15 protein-coding genes are annotated in these 15,256 nt (G+C 69.0%); 8 read left to right on the forward strand and 7 right to left on the reverse strand.

What is annotated here, in order from left to right:
• Nucleotides 1-188: 188 nt before the first annotated feature.
• The 3 genes from OG504_RS31200 to OG504_RS31210 all read left to right on the forward strand — a co-directional run bounded on the left by OG504_RS31200 (nt 189) and on the right by OG504_RS31210 (nt 4,697).
• Nucleotides 189-1,916 (forward strand): PQQ-binding-like beta-propeller repeat protein, encoded by a 1,728-nt coding sequence (locus tag OG504_RS31200; RefSeq protein WP_405992784.1) that lies wholly within the window; start codon nt 189-191, stop codon nt 1,914-1,916.
• Between the two features lie 46 nt (nt 1,917-1,962).
• Nucleotides 1,963-3,783, forward strand: coding sequence for a PQQ-binding-like beta-propeller repeat protein (locus tag OG504_RS31205; protein WP_405992785.1), 1,821 nt, complete (start codon nt 1,963-1,965; stop codon nt 3,781-3,783).
• A gap of 221 nt (nt 3,784-4,004) precedes the next feature.
• Nucleotides 4,005-4,697: a response regulator transcription factor gene (locus OG504_RS31210; RefSeq protein WP_266857887.1), complete on the forward strand. Its 693-nt coding sequence runs from the start codon at nt 4,005-4,007 to the stop codon at nt 4,695-4,697.
• 185 nt (nt 4,698-4,882) lie between these two features.
• On the opposite strand, the gene OG504_RS31215 is transcribed toward OG504_RS31210, so the two are convergent.
• Both OG504_RS31215 and OG504_RS31220 read right to left on the reverse strand, forming a co-directional pair.
• On the reverse strand, nt 4,883-5,110 hold the full coding sequence (locus OG504_RS31215; protein WP_405992786.1) for a DUF397 domain-containing protein: 228 nt from the start codon (nt 5,108-5,110) through the stop codon (nt 4,883-4,885).
• 8 nt (nt 5,111-5,118) lie between these two features.
• The gene (locus tag OG504_RS31220) at nt 5,119-5,970 is read right to left on the reverse strand and encodes a helix-turn-helix domain-containing protein (RefSeq protein ID WP_405992787.1); all 852 of its coding nucleotides are present in this window, start codon (nt 5,968-5,970) and stop codon (nt 5,119-5,121) included.
• Between the two features lie 209 nt (nt 5,971-6,179).
• Between OG504_RS31220 and OG504_RS31225 the strand changes: the two genes are divergently transcribed.
• On the forward strand, nt 6,180-6,593 hold the full coding sequence (locus OG504_RS31225) for an ATP-binding protein (protein ID WP_405992788.1): 414 nt from the start codon (nt 6,180-6,182) through the stop codon (nt 6,591-6,593).
• Nucleotides 6,594-6,743: 150 nt separating this feature from the next.
• The gene (locus OG504_RS31230) at nt 6,744-7,838 is read left to right on the forward strand and encodes a MerR family transcriptional regulator (RefSeq protein ID WP_405992789.1); all 1,095 of its coding nucleotides are present in this window, start codon (nt 6,744-6,746) and stop codon (nt 7,836-7,838) included.
• A gap of 61 nt (nt 7,839-7,899) precedes the next feature.
• Here the strand turns inward: OG504_RS31230 and OG504_RS31235 are convergent, their stop codons facing one another.
• Genes OG504_RS31235 through OG504_RS31245 form a run of 3 tightly spaced genes read right to left on the reverse strand, consistent with a single transcriptional unit; the run spans nt 7,900 to nt 10,124 of the window.
• Entirely contained in the window at nt 7,900-8,079 is a 180-nt protein-coding gene (locus OG504_RS31235; protein WP_405992790.1) for a hypothetical protein, read from the reverse strand.
• A 5-nt stretch (nt 8,080-8,084) separates the two neighbouring features.
• Nucleotides 8,085-8,414, reverse strand: coding sequence for a hypothetical protein (locus OG504_RS31240; protein WP_405992791.1), 330 nt, complete (start codon nt 8,412-8,414; stop codon nt 8,085-8,087).
• Nucleotides 8,415-8,435: 21 nt separating this feature from the next.
• On the reverse strand, nt 8,436-10,124 hold the full coding sequence (locus OG504_RS31245; RefSeq protein WP_405992792.1) for a sodium:solute symporter family protein: 1,689 nt from the start codon (nt 10,122-10,124) through the stop codon (nt 8,436-8,438).
• Nucleotides 10,125-10,281: 157 nt separating this feature from the next.
• Here OG504_RS31245 and galT point away from each other — a divergent pair, with 157 nt between their 5' ends.
• From galT to galK, 3 genes are read left to right on the forward strand one after another with little or no spacing between them, the layout of a single operon-like run.
• On the forward strand, nt 10,282-11,340 hold the full coding sequence (gene galT, locus OG504_RS31250; protein ID WP_390166055.1) for a galactose-1-phosphate uridylyltransferase: 1,059 nt from the start codon (nt 10,282-10,284) through the stop codon (nt 11,338-11,340).
• Entirely contained in the window at nt 11,340-12,305 is a 966-nt protein-coding gene (gene galE, locus OG504_RS31255; RefSeq protein ID WP_405992793.1) for a UDP-glucose 4-epimerase GalE, read from the forward strand. Before galT ends, galE begins: the two co-directional genes overlap by 1 nt.
• 10 nt (nt 12,306-12,315) lie before the next feature.
• Nucleotides 12,316-13,458 (forward strand): galactokinase, encoded by a 1,143-nt coding sequence (gene galK / locus OG504_RS31260; RefSeq protein WP_405992794.1) that lies wholly within the window; start codon nt 12,316-12,318, stop codon nt 13,456-13,458.
• 42 nt (nt 13,459-13,500) lie between these two features.
• On the opposite strand, the gene OG504_RS31265 is transcribed toward galK, so the two are convergent.
• Both OG504_RS31265 and OG504_RS31270 read right to left on the reverse strand, forming a co-directional pair.
• Nucleotides 13,501-13,986: a hypothetical protein gene (locus OG504_RS31265; RefSeq protein ID WP_405992795.1), complete on the reverse strand. Its 486-nt coding sequence runs from the start codon at nt 13,984-13,986 to the stop codon at nt 13,501-13,503.
• Nucleotides 13,983-15,212: an MFS transporter gene (locus OG504_RS31270; RefSeq protein WP_405992796.1), complete on the reverse strand. Its 1,230-nt coding sequence runs from the start codon at nt 15,210-15,212 to the stop codon at nt 13,983-13,985. Before OG504_RS31270 ends, OG504_RS31265 begins: the two co-directional genes overlap by 4 nt.
• Between the last annotated feature and the right edge of the window lie 44 nt (nt 15,213-15,256).

Consider the following 15,256-nt stretch of genomic DNA (forward strand, 5'->3'; position numbering starts at 1 on the left):
GGTGAGTGAAGGCGCATAACGGCGGTATCACGGGCCGGTCCTCCCTTGGGAACAGGGGTGAACCGGCCCGTTCTTCATGGACAGCCGGGTGATAGAAAGAGCCGTCTGAGACCTGCTTGAACGCGCCTCCGGATCCTTCGCGAACCTCGGGGCGTGGCTAAAAATCAGTGAACGAGGGGGAGCCGCTGATGACTCAGCCGCCCGAACAGCCGCCGTCCGGCGGTTACGGAGCGCCGCCGAACCAACCGCCACAGCCACCGTCCGGCGGCTTCGGGGCTCCTGTTCCGCCGCAGCCCGGTTACGGCTATCCGCAGCAGCCACCACAACAGCCCGGCCCCTACGGCTATCCCCAACAGCCGCCGCAGCAACCCGGCCCCTACGGCCAGCCGCAGCAGCCGGGGCCGTACGGTCAGCAGCCGCCCTACGGCGGGTACGGATACCCGCCGCCCGCGCCGCCGCAGTTCACCCCGCCCCCCTCCGGTCGCGGCCCCTTCAAGGGGAAGCCGGCGCTGGTGATCGCGGCCGCGGTCGCCGGACTGCTCGTCGTCGGCGGCACGGTGTGGGCGGTCACCAGCGGCGGTGACGACAAGAAGCCGGTGGCGGAGCAGAGTGACAGCCCGTCGCCCTCCGCCAGCGGTACGGCCGACGACCCCGCCAACCCCGGTGACGGCAGCGGCGACGGCGCCAAGGACCCCGAGAACCTCAACGAGGGCCGCAAGTCCGGTGAGGCGAAGGTGCTCTGGTACAAGGAGGCGCCGGACGCGCCCGGTTCCGGCGCCGACGCCCCCGGCATGTGGATCACCGGCAAGACGGCGGTGAAGGCGGCGTACAAGGAACTCGTCGCCTACGACGTCGGCAACGGCAACCCGACCTGGCCCACGGTCACCTTCCCGCAGAAGATCTGCGCGGTCACCTCGCAGCAGTCGTCCGACGGCAAGATCGTCGTGGCGTACGAGAGCGGTGTCAGCGACAACGCCAAGTGCAACCAGCTCCAGCAGCTCGACCTGAACACCGGGGCGAAGGGCTGGACGGCGGTCGTCCCGGACGGCGACCTCTTCGACAGCGCGCTCAGCATCGGGCTGTCCGTCACCGGCAAGACGCTGATGGTGGGCCGCTCGGAGTCCGGGATCGCGTACGACATCGACAGCGGCAAGAAGCTCTACGAGAAGAAGAAGTACGGCGCGGCCTGCTTCCCGGGCGCGTTCGCGGGCGGCGCGAAGCTGATCTCGGTCGCGTCCTGCGGGGCGGGCTCCTCCACCGAGCACGACGAGGTGCAGGAGCTGGACCCGGCGACCGGCAAGGCCAGGTGGACCAAGTCGATACCCAAGGGCTGGACGGTGGACCACGTCTACTCCGTGGACCCGGTCGTCCTCTACATGACCGACTCCGACCACAAGCACTGGAACATCTCGACGCTGAAGAACGACGGTTCGGTCCGCTCGCAGGTCGACTCCAAGGCCGCGTTCGCGCCCACCTGCGGTTCGTCGTTCGTCGACAGCGACCTCCAGGGCTGCCAGGGCGTCGCGGTCGACGCGAGCACCCTGTACCTCCCGACGGACGTGACGACCGGCGCCAACCAGATCGTGGCGATCAACCTCGCCACCGGCAAGGAGGAGTGGCGCGTCAAGTCGCCCGCGTCCGTGTCGATGCTCCCGATCAAGCTCCAGGGCGGCAAGCTCCTCGCCTATGTCGAGGCCTCCTACGGTGCGGGCGGCCAGGTCGTGTCCATCCCCACGACCGGCTCCGCGCACACCCCGACGAAGCTGCTGCAGATGCCGTCCGGCACCGCGCAGATCGAGTCGAGCTTCTACTCCCGGGACATCGACTACGTCGACGGACGCTTCTACATCTCGTCGACCCGGCTGAACGGCAATGACGACACGAAGGAGAAGTTGATGCTCGCGTACGGCAAGTGAGACCCCGACTTCTTCCCGTCCCGCCGTCCTCCCCGAGGTACTCGTCATGACCCAGCCCCCGCCGCCCCCGCCGAACCAGCCCCCGCAGGGCGGCTTCGGCCCACCTCAGGACCAGCCCCCACAGACCCCGCCGGGCTACGGCTACCCGCAGTCGCCTCCGCCCCAGCAGCCGGTCTACGGCTACCCCCAGGCACCCCAAACCCCGCAGCCGCCCCAGGGACCCCCGCAGGCCCCGCCCCCCGGCTACGGCTACCCGGGCCAGCAGCCGAACCCGTACGCCCAGCCGCAGCAGCAACCGCAGCCGCCGTACGGTCAACAGCCCAACCCCTATGGCCAGCAGCCGGGTTACGGCTACCCGGGGCAGCCGACCATGCCGTTGCACCCGCAGCCGGGCCAACCAGGCGGTGGCGGGCGGAAGTTCGGGGCACCCGCGGTGATCATCACCGCCGCTGTCGTCGCGATCGCGCTGATCGTCGGCGGCGGGATCTGGTACGCGTCCTCGTCCGGCAACAAGGACGACGACACGAAGAAGACCGCGACCGCCGGCGGCACCACGGGCGGCACGAACGGCAAGGGCGGCACCGGCGGCACGACGTCGGGCGGCAAGGAGAAGGTCCCGGCCGACCCGGCCTCCAAGGTCCTCTTCGAGGTCCCGATGCCCAAGGTCAGCGACACCATGGTGACCTCGGGCTCCTGGCTCACCGACAAGGTGTACGCCAAGACCGGCAGCGCCGAGGTCGTCGGCTACAACCGCGACACCGGCGCCAAGCAGTGGACGATCAAGCTCCCCGGCCCGGTCTGCCAGGCGACGAAGCACACCACCACCGACGGCAAGACGGCCATCCTCTACGAGCCCGCCATGCCGACCAAGGACAAGCCCTCGCACGGCTGCAGCCAGATCGCCGCGATCGACCTCAACGCGGGCACCAAGCTGTGGACGAAGACCGCCGACTCCGGTGACCAGCCGATCAGTTTCGGGAACGTGACCGTCAGCGCGAACACGGTCGCCGTGGGCAGCACCGACGGCGGTGCCGCCTTCGACATCTCCACCGGCAAGGTCCTGTGGAGCCCGAAGGTCGCCGACTGCTACGACGCCGGTTACGGCGGCGGCGCCAAGCTGGTCGCGGTGCGCCGGTGCGGAACGTACGACTCGCCCGTGCTCCACATCCAGACCATCGACCCGGTCTCCGGGAAGGTGCTCTCCGACTACAAGATGGCCCAGGGCATCGAGTACGCGAGCATCGTGTCGACCGACCCGCTGGTCGTCGCGGCCGACGTCGGCGACAGCGCGGGCGACGGCAGCGGCATCTCGGACTTCTTCTCCATCGACAACAAGACCGGCGCCCTGCGCTCGCACATCCCGGCACCGGGCAAGCAGTACGCGGCCCGCTGCGACGGCATCACCCGGGTCGAGTACTGCACCGAACTGGCCGTGGGGAACGACCGGTTGTACGTGCCCACCGAAGAACACGACGGTTCCGGCGACTCCTACAGCCAGACCAACGAGATCGTCGCCTTCGACCTCGCCACCGGCAAGCAGACCGGGCAGCGCGCCGACGCGGGCGACGGTTACACGATCACCCCGCTGCGCATGGACGGCAGCAACGTCATCGCGTACAAGTCCCCGCCGTACAACAAGGGCGGCCAGATCGTCAGCATCGACGGCACCTCCTTCAAGGAGACCAAGCTGCTGGAGAACCCGAGCACGGAGACGGTACGGAGCACGGAGACGACCTTCCTCCCGGACTACGCGGAGATCCTCTACGGGGAGGGCCACCTCTACATGTCGGCGGTCTACGCGGACAAGGCGTCGACGTCGTCAACGGGCGACAAGGACTTGGCGATCGCCTTCGGCACAACGAGCTGACTTCACCCCCATTACCCCCACCACCCCCATCACTCCCGAATGCCAGGAATGCGAAAAACTCCGTCGATCTGGGGCACTTCTCTCCAGTAGGGGCAGCGCAACGTCGAACAAGCGTGTAGCTTCCGGGGGCATGAAGAGCGGGGGTGCTGGGGGCCCTCTGTTCTTGGGGACCGGTGGGCATCCATAGTGGGCATCCATTGGGGGGACTGGGGGGTTGCTCAATGGGAGTGCGGCTGATGGTGGTCGACGACCACCGATTGCTCGCCGAGGCACTGGCCTCGGCACTGAAGCTGCGGGGACACCGGGTGCTGGCAGCGGCGGCACCGGCGGCGGGCGCGGCGGAGCTGGTGATCACGCGCGCCCCCGAGGTGTGCCTGATCGGCACGGCGACACCGGCGGAACCGGGCATCTTCGACCCGGTGGTGAAGATCAAGCGTGAGCGTCCACAGGTCGCGGTCCTCGTCCTGGGCCCGGTTCCGAGCCCCCGAGGCATCGCGGCGGCCTTCGCGGCCGGCGCCTCGGGCTATGTCCGTCATGACGAGCGCATCGAGGGCGTGGAGCGGGCGATCATGAAGGCGAGGGCGGGCGAGGCGGCGGTGGCCCCGCAGCTGCTACAGGGCGCCTTCAGTGAGCTGTTGAACCCGGCAGCCCAGCCGGACGACGAGGGCCAACGGCTGCTGCAGATGCTCACGCCGAGGGAGGTGGAAGTCCTGGTCCGGGTGGCAGACGGCGAGGACACCCGCCTGATCGCGGCGGGCATGGGCATCGCCCCGTCCACGGCTCGCACCCATGTGCAGAGGGTGCTGATGAAACTGGGCGTGGGGTCGCGGCTGGAGGCGGCGGCACTGGCGGCGCGGACGGGGCTGCTCGACAGGGCGGGGCCGGTGAACCATTCGGCGGGGCCGGACCTGTAGGGGATGCTGTCGCCAATCCCGTCAGTGGGCTTGGGGTGCCGGGTATCGCTGAGGAAGTGTGACACTTTTGGGGAGAGTGTCACACTTTTTCGGGTGGGTGGTCTGGGTGGGGTGGGTTCGCCGACAGCGTCCTGCAGAGGCCGCGCTTACGCGGGAGGGGACGGCGGCGTTCAACTGGGCTTCTCTCAGGGCGAGTCGGGCAGGCGGGCGCCACGCCCCTCTAGGGAGAGGCCGGCGGACCGTATGCCGTCGAGGAGGGCGGCGAGGGCCGTGGGGGTGGTGGTGAGGTGCGTGGTGGGGGCGTCGCTTTCGCGGAGGTGGAGGGTGGTGGGGGCTGCTGCGAGTTCGAGGCAGGCGTTGCCGTCGCCGCTTCCCGAGAAGGACGACTTCTGCCAGTTCACGGGGGTGGTCACGGTGCGCCTCACAGTTCCTTCGCCAATCGGTTGATGAAGTCGCGCGATCGTTCAGGATCGAGCGACGCGGCCTCCATTCTACGGAAGAGTGTTCGAAACGAGCCGAGTTGGGCCTCGGAGTCGATGAAGCCCGTCCCCTGGGGTGTGTCGCGTACGGCCGTGTCCAGTTTGGGTACGTTGCCGCCCGCGTACACCATGGCGCTGTCGGCGCCGGCGAAACCGTCGAGGTCGAACGGAATGACGCGTACGGTGATGTGATCCGCTTCCGAGGACTCCAGGAGACGGGTGAGCTGAACCCGGGACGCGGTGCGGTCGCCGACCCGGATGCGCAGCGCCGACTCATGTATCACGGCCTCGTACGGGGTGGGCTGGCGTCCCTCGAAGATGACGCGCCGTTCGAGTCGGTGCCGGACCCGCAAGTCGAGTTCGTTCTTGGGGAGTTCGGGCACTCTGTACCCGAGAATCCCGCGGGCGTAGTCCGGCGTTTGGAGAAGGCCGGGGACATGCAGGAAGTCCACGTCCCAGCGGTAGGTGGCGCGATGCTCCAGCTCGGAGAGGTCCAGAAACGACGTAGGCAGCAGGCCCCGGTATTCCTCCCACCAGCCGCGTGTCCGATCGGTGGCCATCGCGACCAGGGCATCGATGAATGCCTCGTCCGTGCACATGTAGTGGGCCGCCAGGCGGCGCAGCCGCTTCTCGCTCACGCCGCTGAGGCCGGACTCGATCTGATTGATCTGGACGGAACTCACCCCGAGTAGCGCTGCCGCCTCGCGGCCGGTGAGGCCTGCCGCGTCACGAAGCCTGCGCATTTCGGTGCCCAGGCGCATCTGACGTGCCGTTGGTTCGCGCCTCAATGCCATGAACTGCTCCTCGGTTCAACGCGCTTGCGGAGTCAGATTACGCGATCGACTTGCTGAACCTGTAAATAAAGGCCTACCGTTGGTGATGCGACGCACACGCTGCGGAACCCGGGGCCCCGGAAGCGCACCACCCCGTCCTGCCATGACGGCGTGGCAGGCCACTGCCCGTGAACCGCATCAACTCCCCACACCAGCAACGGAGTTCACGCATGCCCGAAACCGAAGCCGAACCCTGGGAGTACTCCCTCTCCGTCCCGCACGATCGCCGTGCCGTCACCGTCTGTCGCCGCACTCTCCGCCTCGTCCTCACCGCGCACGGCCTCATCCGGGTCGTGGACACCGCCGAACTCCTCGCGACGGAGCTGGTGGCCAACGCCGTATTGCATACCGAGGGGCCGGTGATGCTCCGGGTGCGGTTTTCGGCGGGGGTGCTGAGGGTCGGGGCGTGGGACGCGGACCCCGAACCTCCCCAGCCCCCAGGCCAGTTGGCGAACCTGTTGGACGCCGAGGCGGGGAGAGGCCTCGCGTTGGTGCGGGCCTGCGCCGACCTCTGGGGCTGGCAGCCGTTGTCGAGGAACGGGCAGCGCGGCAAGTACGTGTGGTGCGAACTGGGGGTGGCGTAGCGACCAGTTCGTCCCTGACCAACTAAGTGGTCGGCTCCGGAAGTCCTTCGGGGGTCGACTCCGGAGCCGGTGCCGTGGCTGACGTTCGTCAGATGGCTCCCTTGGCCGGCGGTTGACCCTCGACTTGGTGGAGGGCTCAGAGTTCCGGGTGTGGAGAGCGAGATGCGCAGTATTGGTGAGATGGCTCGGGACAGTGGACTGAGCGTGAGCGCCCTGCGGTTCTACGACGGTGCCGGCGTGCTGGTCCCGGCCTGGGTGGATCCGGTGAGCGGCTACCGCTGGTACGGCCCCGAGCAGCTTGAAGAGGCCCGGTTGCTGGCCCGGCTGCGCCGGGCCGGTATGCCCTTGGCGGACATTCGGCTGGTGCTGGCCGGCTGGTCCGGTGAGGACACCGACCTGGTGCGGAAGCTGCTTCAGGCGCATCTGTGTCGTCTTGAACTGGGGCTGTCCGATGCCCGCATCGAGTTCTCCACGGTCCGAGCGCTACTCGAACGCAGGGAGAATCCCATGGCTTCGCTCCGCACCGCCACCGTCCGGTTGGCTGTCTCCGCGCCTGAGTTGGCCGCGGCGTTGGACGCGGTCCGCTTCGCCGCCAGTACCGACCCGGAGCTGCCGATGCTCGGCGGTGTCCTGTTCGACATCGAGGGGGAGACGCTCCATGTCGTGGCTACCGACCGGTACCGGATGGCAGTCGCACAAGCCGGTACCACCGGACATGGCGGGCCCCGTGTGCAGGTCATCGTGCCGTCCCCACTCGCCGACGCGATGCGGGCGCTGCTGAGTGACGATGCATCCGTCCAGCTCACTGTGGACGGTGACCGCGTGGCCTTGGAGGCAGGGGACCGTCAGGCCGTTGGGCAGCGTCTCCATCACGACTTTCCTGATTACCGTCGCCTCGTCCGCCTGCCGGCAGGGCACCGTGCCCTCGTCGATGTCCCGGCTTTCCGGGCGGCGGTGGAAACCGGCTCCGTCCGCGTCAGCGAGGTGCGCGAGCAGGACGGCCTGTCCTGTGACCTCAGCGTGCTCAAGGTGGCGGGCGACGGCACGGTGTGCGTCTGTGAAGACGGTGACGAAGGCCAGGGCAACATCGCCGTCAATCGCGAGTTCCTGCTGCATGCCCTCGCCGCCGGAGCCCGGGACCAACTGATTCTGGAGTTCGGCGCCCCTACAGCGCCCCTGGCGATCCGCCGGACCGACGGCGAGGGCACCTTTTCGATGCTGATGCCTGTCCGCCTGGAAAATTAACCGGTCGGCTTCGGAAGTCCTTCGAGGGTTGACTCCGGAGCCGGGTGCTGTGTGGCGTTGGTCAGACGCCCCAGGTGGTAACGGAGCCGCCGTAGTGCAGGCGCATGAGCCTGATGCTTTCGCCGGCGGCCAGTTCGCCCTCCACGTGGGCGAACTGGCCGCAGTGGCGGACGTGCGCGGCGGCCAGCTGGGGCCTCCGCCGCGCGGGCGCGACCAGCCACAGTCCACCCGCACCCGGCACTCGACCTAAGCCCCCTCTTCCTCCTCCGCGACCTCCGCCACTTCCACCGGAGGTGTCGGCCGCAGTTTCAGCCACCCCAGGAAGAAGATCCCGAGCAGCAGCATCGCGATCCCGGTCCAGAGGTTGATGTTGACGCCCTCGGCCTTGTCCAGCGTGGCCTGTGACGGACTGATCCCGGCGATCGTGACGATGACGCCGTAGACGACGAACAGGCCGCCGATGATCAGCCGGAGGTCGAACAGGCGGGACGCCGTCGTGGACTTGCCCTCCAGGTCGCTGACCTCGCGCTGGACGTCGTGCCCTGAGTGTTCGGAGTGTCCTGAGTGTTCAGACATGGTTTCTCAATCCTCCCGCGGCTAGAACGAGAACGGGATGTAGCAGAGGGCGGCCAGGATCACCGCGCCCCAGCCGAGGAGTGCGGGCCGGCGGTACCACGCGTCGTCGCCCGCGGCCGGCGCCTCGGTCATACCGGGTGACGTCGTGCCGTAGACGAGCCCTTGGAGCTGTTCCGCCGACTTCGGCTGGGTGAACAGGGAGACGGCGAACATGACCACCGCGCCGGCGACGAAGCCCGCGATCGCGGAGACGAAGTTCGCGCCCTGGTCGGAGGGGATGGAGATGATCCCCTGCTTGTAGATCCAGAAGTAGTTCACCATCGCCGTCACCGTGCCCGCGAGCAGGCCCCAGAAGCCGGACTTCGGCGTGGCCTTCTTCCAGAACATGCCGACGATGAAGACGACGAACATCGGGACGTTGAAGAAGGAGAAGAGCGTCTGGAGGTAGCTCATGATGTTCGAGAAGGACGAGGCCAGGAACGCCGTGCCCACCGACGCCGCCACGCCGATCACCGTGATCAGGCGGCCGAAGCGCACGTAGTACGCGTCCTCGCGGTCCTTCACGACGTACTTCGCCCAGATGTCGTTCGTGAACACCGTGTTGAAGGACGACACGTTGGCCGCCATGCCTGCCATGAAGGCGGCCAGCAGGCCCGTCACCGCGATGCCCAGCACGCCGTTGGGCAGCAACTCCTGCATCAGGTACGGGATCGCGTCGTTGTATTGCAGGTCCGAGCCGCTGGTGCCGATCTTCGGGACGAGCGCCGCGGCGACCAGGCCCGGGATCATCACCAGGAACACGATGAAGACCTTCGGGTACGCGGCGATGAGTGGGGTGCGCTGGGCCGCGGACAGGTTCTTCGCGGAGAGGGCGCGCTGGACCTCGGCGAAGTTGGTCGTCCAGTAGCCGAAGGAGAGGACGAAGCCCAGGCCGAGGACGATCGTGAGCCAGTTCGCCCCGAGCGGGTTCACGCTGCCGATGCCCGTGCCGCCCCACGCGGTGGTGAAGTTGTGGCCGTGGGCCGCGTCCAGCTTGTGGGTCAGTCCGTCCCAGCCGCCGACCTTCTTCAGGCCGAGGTAGGAGATCGGGATGAGGGCGGCCAGGATCACGAAGAACTGGAGGACCTCGTTGTAGATCGCCGACGACAGCCCGCCGAGGGTGATGTACGCGAGCACGAAGGCGCCGGCGACCACGATCGCCACCCACTGCGGCCAGCCCAGCAGCGCCTCGACGACGATCGCGAGGGCGTACAGGTTGACGCCCGCGATCAGGATCGCGGCGAAGGCGAACAGGATCGAACTCAGCAGGTGTGCGGCCTTGTCGAAGCGCAGCAGCAGGAACTCGGGGACCGAGCGGACCTTCGAGCCGTAGTAGAAGGGCATCATCACCAGGCCGAGGAAGACCATGGCGGGGATGGCGCCGATCCAGTACCAGTGGACGGTGTAGGCGCCGTACTGGGCGCTGTTGGCGGCCATGCCGAGGATCTCGGTGGCGGCCAGGTTGGCCGAGATGAAGGCGAGACCGGTGATCCAGGCGGGCAGCGAACGCCCGGAGAGGAAGAAGTCGAGGCTCGTCTTCACCGATCTGCGGGCGGCCAGGCCGATGCCGAGGACGACCACGAAGTAGATCGCCAGGATCGTGTAGTCGAGCCCGTTGGTGGGGAGCCGTAGCTCCGCGGCGAGAGAGGTGGGGGTCTGCAGGGTCTGCATCAAGCGCTCACCTTGGTTGATGTCTGGTTGATGTCTTTGGTTGGTGTTCTTTGTTTGATTTTGATGGTGACGACTGGGGGGATTGGTGGTTTGATGTGTTTAGTTCTGTGTGAAGCCCGGATGCGGCGTGGATGTACGTACGGATGGAGAGCCCGGCGTGAAGAAGACCTCGACCCGGTTGGCCGACGGTCGTGAGCTCATCTACTACGACCTGCGGGACGACACCGTGCGCGACGCGGTGGACCGACGCCCGCTGGAGCGCACGGTCACCACTTCGGAGGTACGGCGGGACGTGCTGCTCGGCGACTCGGTGGCGATCGCCTCGCACCGCCAGGGCCGCACCTACCACCCGCCGGCCGACCAGTGCCCGCTCTGCCCGACCACGGGCGACCGGCTCAGCGAGATCCCGGACTCGTCGTACGACGTCGCCGTGTTCGAGAACCGTTTCCCCTCGCTGGCCGGCGACTCCGGGCGCTGTGAGGTGGTCTGCTTCACCTCCGACCACGACGCGTCCTTCGCCTCGCTGACCGAGGAGCAGGCGCGCCTCGTCCTCGACGCGTGGACCGACCGGACGTCGGAGCTGTCGCATCTTCCCTCCGTCGAGCAGGTCTTCTGTTTCGAGAACCGCGGCGAGGAGATCGGCGTGACGCTCGGTCATCCCCACGGCCAGATCTACGCCTACCCCTTCACCACCCCGCGCACCGCGCTGATGTTGCGTTCACTCGCAACTCATAAGGAGGCGACGGGCGGTGAGAACCTCTTCGACTCGGTCCTGGAGCGCGAACTCGCCGGCGAGCGGGTCGTCCTTGAGGGTGAACACTGGGCGGCCTTCGTGCCGTACGCCGCGCACTGGCCGTACGAGGTCCACCTGTATCCCAAGCGCCGGGTGCCCGATCTGCTCGGTCTCGACGAGGCGGCCCGCACAGAGTTCCCCAAGGTCTATCTGGAACTCTTGAGGCGCTTCGACCGGATCTTCGGTGAGGGCGAGCCTCCGACGCCGTACATCTCCGCCTGGCACCAGGCGCCGTTCGGCACGCTGGAGGAGTTCGACGGGGTGAGCCGCGACGACTTCGCGCTCCACCTCGAGCTTTTCACCATCCGCCGTACGTCCGGCAAGCTGAAGTTCCTCGCGGGTTCCGAGTCCGGCATGAGCGTGTTCATCAACGACGTGCCGCCGGAGTTCGCGGCACAGCGACTGCGAGAGGTAGCGAGTTGATGAGCGGTAAGTACCTGGTCACGGGCGGCGCGGGATACGTCGGCAGCGTGGTCGCCCAGCACCTGCTGGAGGCGGGCCACGAGGTCACCGTCCTGGACAACCTCTCGACGGGTTTCCGCGAGGGCGTCCCGGCGGGTGCCACGTTCGTGGAGGGCGACATCCGCGACGCGGCCAAGTGGCTGGACTCGTCCTTCGACGCCGTGCTCCACTTCGCCGCGTTCTCCCAGGTCGGCGAGTCCGTCGTCAAGCCGGAGAAGTACTGGGAGAACAACGTCGGCGGCTCGATGGCCCTCCTCGCCGCCATGCGCGAGGCCGGTGTCCGCAAGCTCGTCTTCTCCTCCACGGCGGCCACGTACGGCGAGCCCGACGAGGTCCCGATCGTCGAGACCGCCCGCACCTCCCCGACGAACCCCTACGGCGCGTCGAAGCTGTCGGTCGACTTCATGATCACGAGCGAGGCGGAGGCCCACGGCCTGGCCGCCGTCTCCCTCCGCTACTTCAACGTGGCGGGTGCGTACGGCAGTTGCGGCGAGCGGCACGCCCCCGAGTCGCACCTGATCCCGCTGGTGCTCCAGGTCGCGCAGGGCAAGCGGGACGCCATCTCGGTCTTCGGCGAGGACTACCCGACGCCGGACGGCACCTGCGTCCGCGACTACATCCACGTGGCGGACCTGGCCGACGCGCACTTGCTGGCGCTGCAGGCGGCGACCCCGGGCGAGCACCTGATCTGCAACCTCGGCAACGGCGAGGGCTTCTCCGTCCGCCAGGTCATCGAGACGGTCCGCCAGGTCACCGGGCACCCGATCCCCGAGGTCGTGGCCCCGCGCCGCGGCGGCGACCCGGCGACCCTGGTGGCCTCGGCGACCCGGGCCAAGGAGCGCCTCGGCTGGAACCCGTCCCGCGCGGATCTCGCGGGCATCGTCGCGGACGCGTGGGCGTTCGCGCAGAACGTATCGAAGGGTTAGGAGAGAACACGTGGGTGTACTTGAGGGCTTCGAGGAGCTGTACGGCACCGCTCCCGAGGGCGTCTGGGCGGCGCCGGGCCGGGTCAACCTGATCGGCGAGTACACCGACTTCAACGAGGGCTTCGTGATGCCGCTCGCCCTGCCGCACACGGCGGTGGCGGCGGTGTCCCGCCGCACGGACGGCGTCCTCCGCCTCCACTCGGCGGACATCGAGGGCCCGGTCGTGGAACTGCACGTGGACGAGCTGGCCCCGCGCACGAACACGAGCTGGGCCGCGTACCCGGCGGGCGTGGTGTGGGTGCTGCGCGAGGCGGGCCACGAGGTGACAGGCGCGGACATCCACCTGTCGTCCACGGTCCCGACGGGCGCGGGCCTGTCGTCGTCGGCGGCGCTGGAGGTCGTCACGGCGCTCGCTCTGAACGACCTCTTCGAACTCGGCCTGACGGGACCGGAGTTGGCGCGTTTCTCGCAGCGCGCGGAGAACGACTTCGTGGGCGTCCCCTGCGGGATCATGGACCAGACGGCCTCGGCCTGCTGCGAGGAGGGCCACGCGCTCCACCTCGACTGCCGGGATCTGTCGATCCGCCAGATCCCCTTCGACCTGGCGTCGGAGGGGCTGTCGTTGTTGGTCGTCGACTCCCGCGTCAAGCACGCCCTGGGCGACGGCGCGTACGCGGAACGCCGGGAGGGCTGCGAGGAGGGCGCGCGCCAACTCGGCGTCCCCTTCCTGCGGGACGTGGCGTACGAGGACCTGGAGTCGTCGTTGGCACGCCTCTCCGACGAACGGATCCAGCGCTACGTCCGCCACGTGGTGTCGGACGACCACAGGGTCGACCAGGTCATCAACCTGCTGGACGCGGGCGACGTACGGGCGATCGGCCCGGTCCTGACCGAGGGTCACGTCTCCCTGCGCGACGATCTCCGCATCTCCTGCCCGGAGTTGGACCTCGTGGTCGACACGGCGGTCGGCGCGGGTGCGCTCGGCGCCCGGATGACGGGCGGCGGCTTCGGCGGCTCGGCGGTCGTCCTGGTCGAGGCTTCGGACGCGGACACGGTGACGAAGGCGGTCGAGGAGGCGTTCGCGGCGGCGGGTTACACCGCTCCGCGCGTGTTCCCTGCGGTGCCTTCGGCGGGGGCGCGGCGCCTGAGCTGACGGGTCACGGCGAGGACGCCCCGGGCTGCCGGGGCGTCCCGCTCACCCGGGGACGTCGTCGCAGACGGGATCGTCGGCGGTGACGCTCTCGACCAGTCGGTGCAGAGCGCTGTGGGCCAGTGCGCGGAGCCGTGCCGCCGTCAGCGTGGACGCGTCGTCGTAGGTGAGGATCCGCACCACGTCGACCTGCAGTCGGTCGGTCTCGCCGAGGGCGGGGAGGCCGGCGAGGAGTTCGTGATCGGGCCGCTTCGTCACCGTGTGCGCCACGGCGGCCAGCCGGAACCGACCGATCATGGCCGGTGTGTACGGCTGCCCCTGGGCCACGGAGTCCAGTACGAGGGAATGGATGCTCAGCGTGAGCAGCGTCCGCACCACCGCATCGGCCGAATCCGGGTGCACCCACCAGTCCTCGTGGCGTCGCTGCCGGTCGTGACGGTAGCCGGAGAGCCGGTCGGCGGCGGTCAGGATGCGGCGGCTCCACGTGGAGCAGTCCGACCAGATGTCCACGGCGCCGGCCTCCTCCGTCACGGGGTGCTGCGCAGCCCCCGTACCCCAGGAGCCAACAGTGCCGCGACCGTGGCGAGGACCACCAGTGCCGCGCACCCCGCGAGGGTGTGACCCAGGCCCACCGTCGCCGCCAGTGGGCCCGCGATGAGCAGTCCCAGCGGGGCGAAGGCCAGGGAGCCGAAACCGTCGTAGGAGCTGACCCGGGAGAGGGCTTCCTCGGGGATCTCGCGGTGGATGGTGGTGGCCCACAGGACGCCGAAGACGTCGCTGGAGATCCCGGCGGTGAACATCGCGGCGGCGATCAGCCAGACCGGGGCCCGCACGGCGAGGAGCGCGATCGGGACGGCCGTCGGGAAGGTGGCGAGTACGGCCACCAGGATGGGGCGGTGGACCCGGACCCGGGCGGCCAGGCCCGCGCCGGCGATCGTGCCCAGGGCCTGCGCGGCGACGATGACCGACCAGGCGCGGGCCCCGCCGAGGTAGCGGTCGGCGGTCAGGGGGCCGAGGACTCCTACGTTCGCGTTGAGCGCCGCCACCACGATCGACCACTGGGCCACCACGGCCCACAGCCACTGGCGGGACGCGAACTCCCGCCAGCCCTCGCGGAGATCGGCCCAGCCGGTGGACTTCCTGGGCGGGCGTGCCGGGACCGGGAGGCGGGCGGTCAGGGCCGCGCTGACGGCGAAGGAGGCGGCGTTCAGGGCCAGGGCCCAGCCGGGGCCGAGCAGGGCCACCGTCACGCCCGAGAGCGACAGGCCCAGGAGCAACGCGCTGTTGGTGCCCACCCGCAGAAGGGCGTTCGCCTGCTGCAAGCGGTCCGTGGGGACCACCAGCGGCATGATGCCGTTCATCGCCGGGGCGAACAGCGCGGTCGCCGTGCCCGCCGCCACCGCCAGCAGACACATCGCCGGGAGCGGGGCGTGCCGGGTCAGCACCATCGCGGCCAGGGCGGTGTAGGCCCCGGCCCCCAGCACATCCGCCAGCGCCATCAGACGGGCGCGTGACATCCGGTCCGCGATCACCCCGCCCACCAGGATGAACACCAGTTGCGGCAACGCCTGGCAGGCCAGGACCAGCGAGAGCCGGCCCGGTCCCGCGCCGGGCAGCGCCAGCACCGCGAAGGCGAGGGCCACCCGGGCGAATCCGTTGCCGAGTACGGAGACGGTGCGGGCGGAGGCGAGCAGCACGAACGGCCGCTCACGCCACAGTGCTGGTTTTCCGGCGCCCTGCGTTGAAGTGACTGTCACGGCCAGGGACTTTAGGCGAAGCACGTCAACGCGCGTCCACAACC

It is taken from the genome of Streptomyces sp. NBC_00986 (assembly GCF_045162565.1).
Lineage (GTDB): Bacteria > Actinomycetota > Actinomycetes > Streptomycetales > Streptomycetaceae > Streptomyces.

Bases quoted from the DNA above. Each gene is read 5' to 3' on its own strand.
- OG504_RS31200 (WP_405992784.1), top strand. From the start codon at position 189: ATGACTCAGCCGCCCGAACAGCCGCCGTCCGGCGGTTACGGAGCGCCG.
- OG504_RS31205 (WP_405992785.1), top strand. From the start codon at position 1,963: ATGACCCAGCCCCCGCCGCCCCCGCCGAACCAGCCCCCGCAGGGCGGC.
- OG504_RS31210 (WP_266857887.1), top strand. From the start codon at position 4,005: ATGGGAGTGCGGCTGATGGTGGTCGACGACCACCGATTGCTCGCCGAG.
- OG504_RS31220 (WP_405992787.1), bottom strand. From the start codon at position 5,970: ATGGCATTGAGGCGCGAACCAACGGCACGTCAGATGCGCCTGGGCACC.
- OG504_RS31225 (WP_405992788.1), top strand. From the start codon at position 6,180: ATGCCCGAAACCGAAGCCGAACCCTGGGAGTACTCCCTCTCCGTCCCG.
- OG504_RS31240 (WP_405992791.1), bottom strand. From the start codon at position 8,414: ATGTCTGAACACTCAGGACACTCCGAACACTCAGGGCACGACGTCCAG.
- OG504_RS31245 (WP_405992792.1), bottom strand. From the start codon at position 10,124: ATGCAGACCCTGCAGACCCCCACCTCTCTCGCCGCGGAGCTACGGCTC.
- galE (WP_405992793.1), top strand. From the start codon at position 11,340: ATGAGCGGTAAGTACCTGGTCACGGGCGGCGCGGGATACGTCGGCAGC.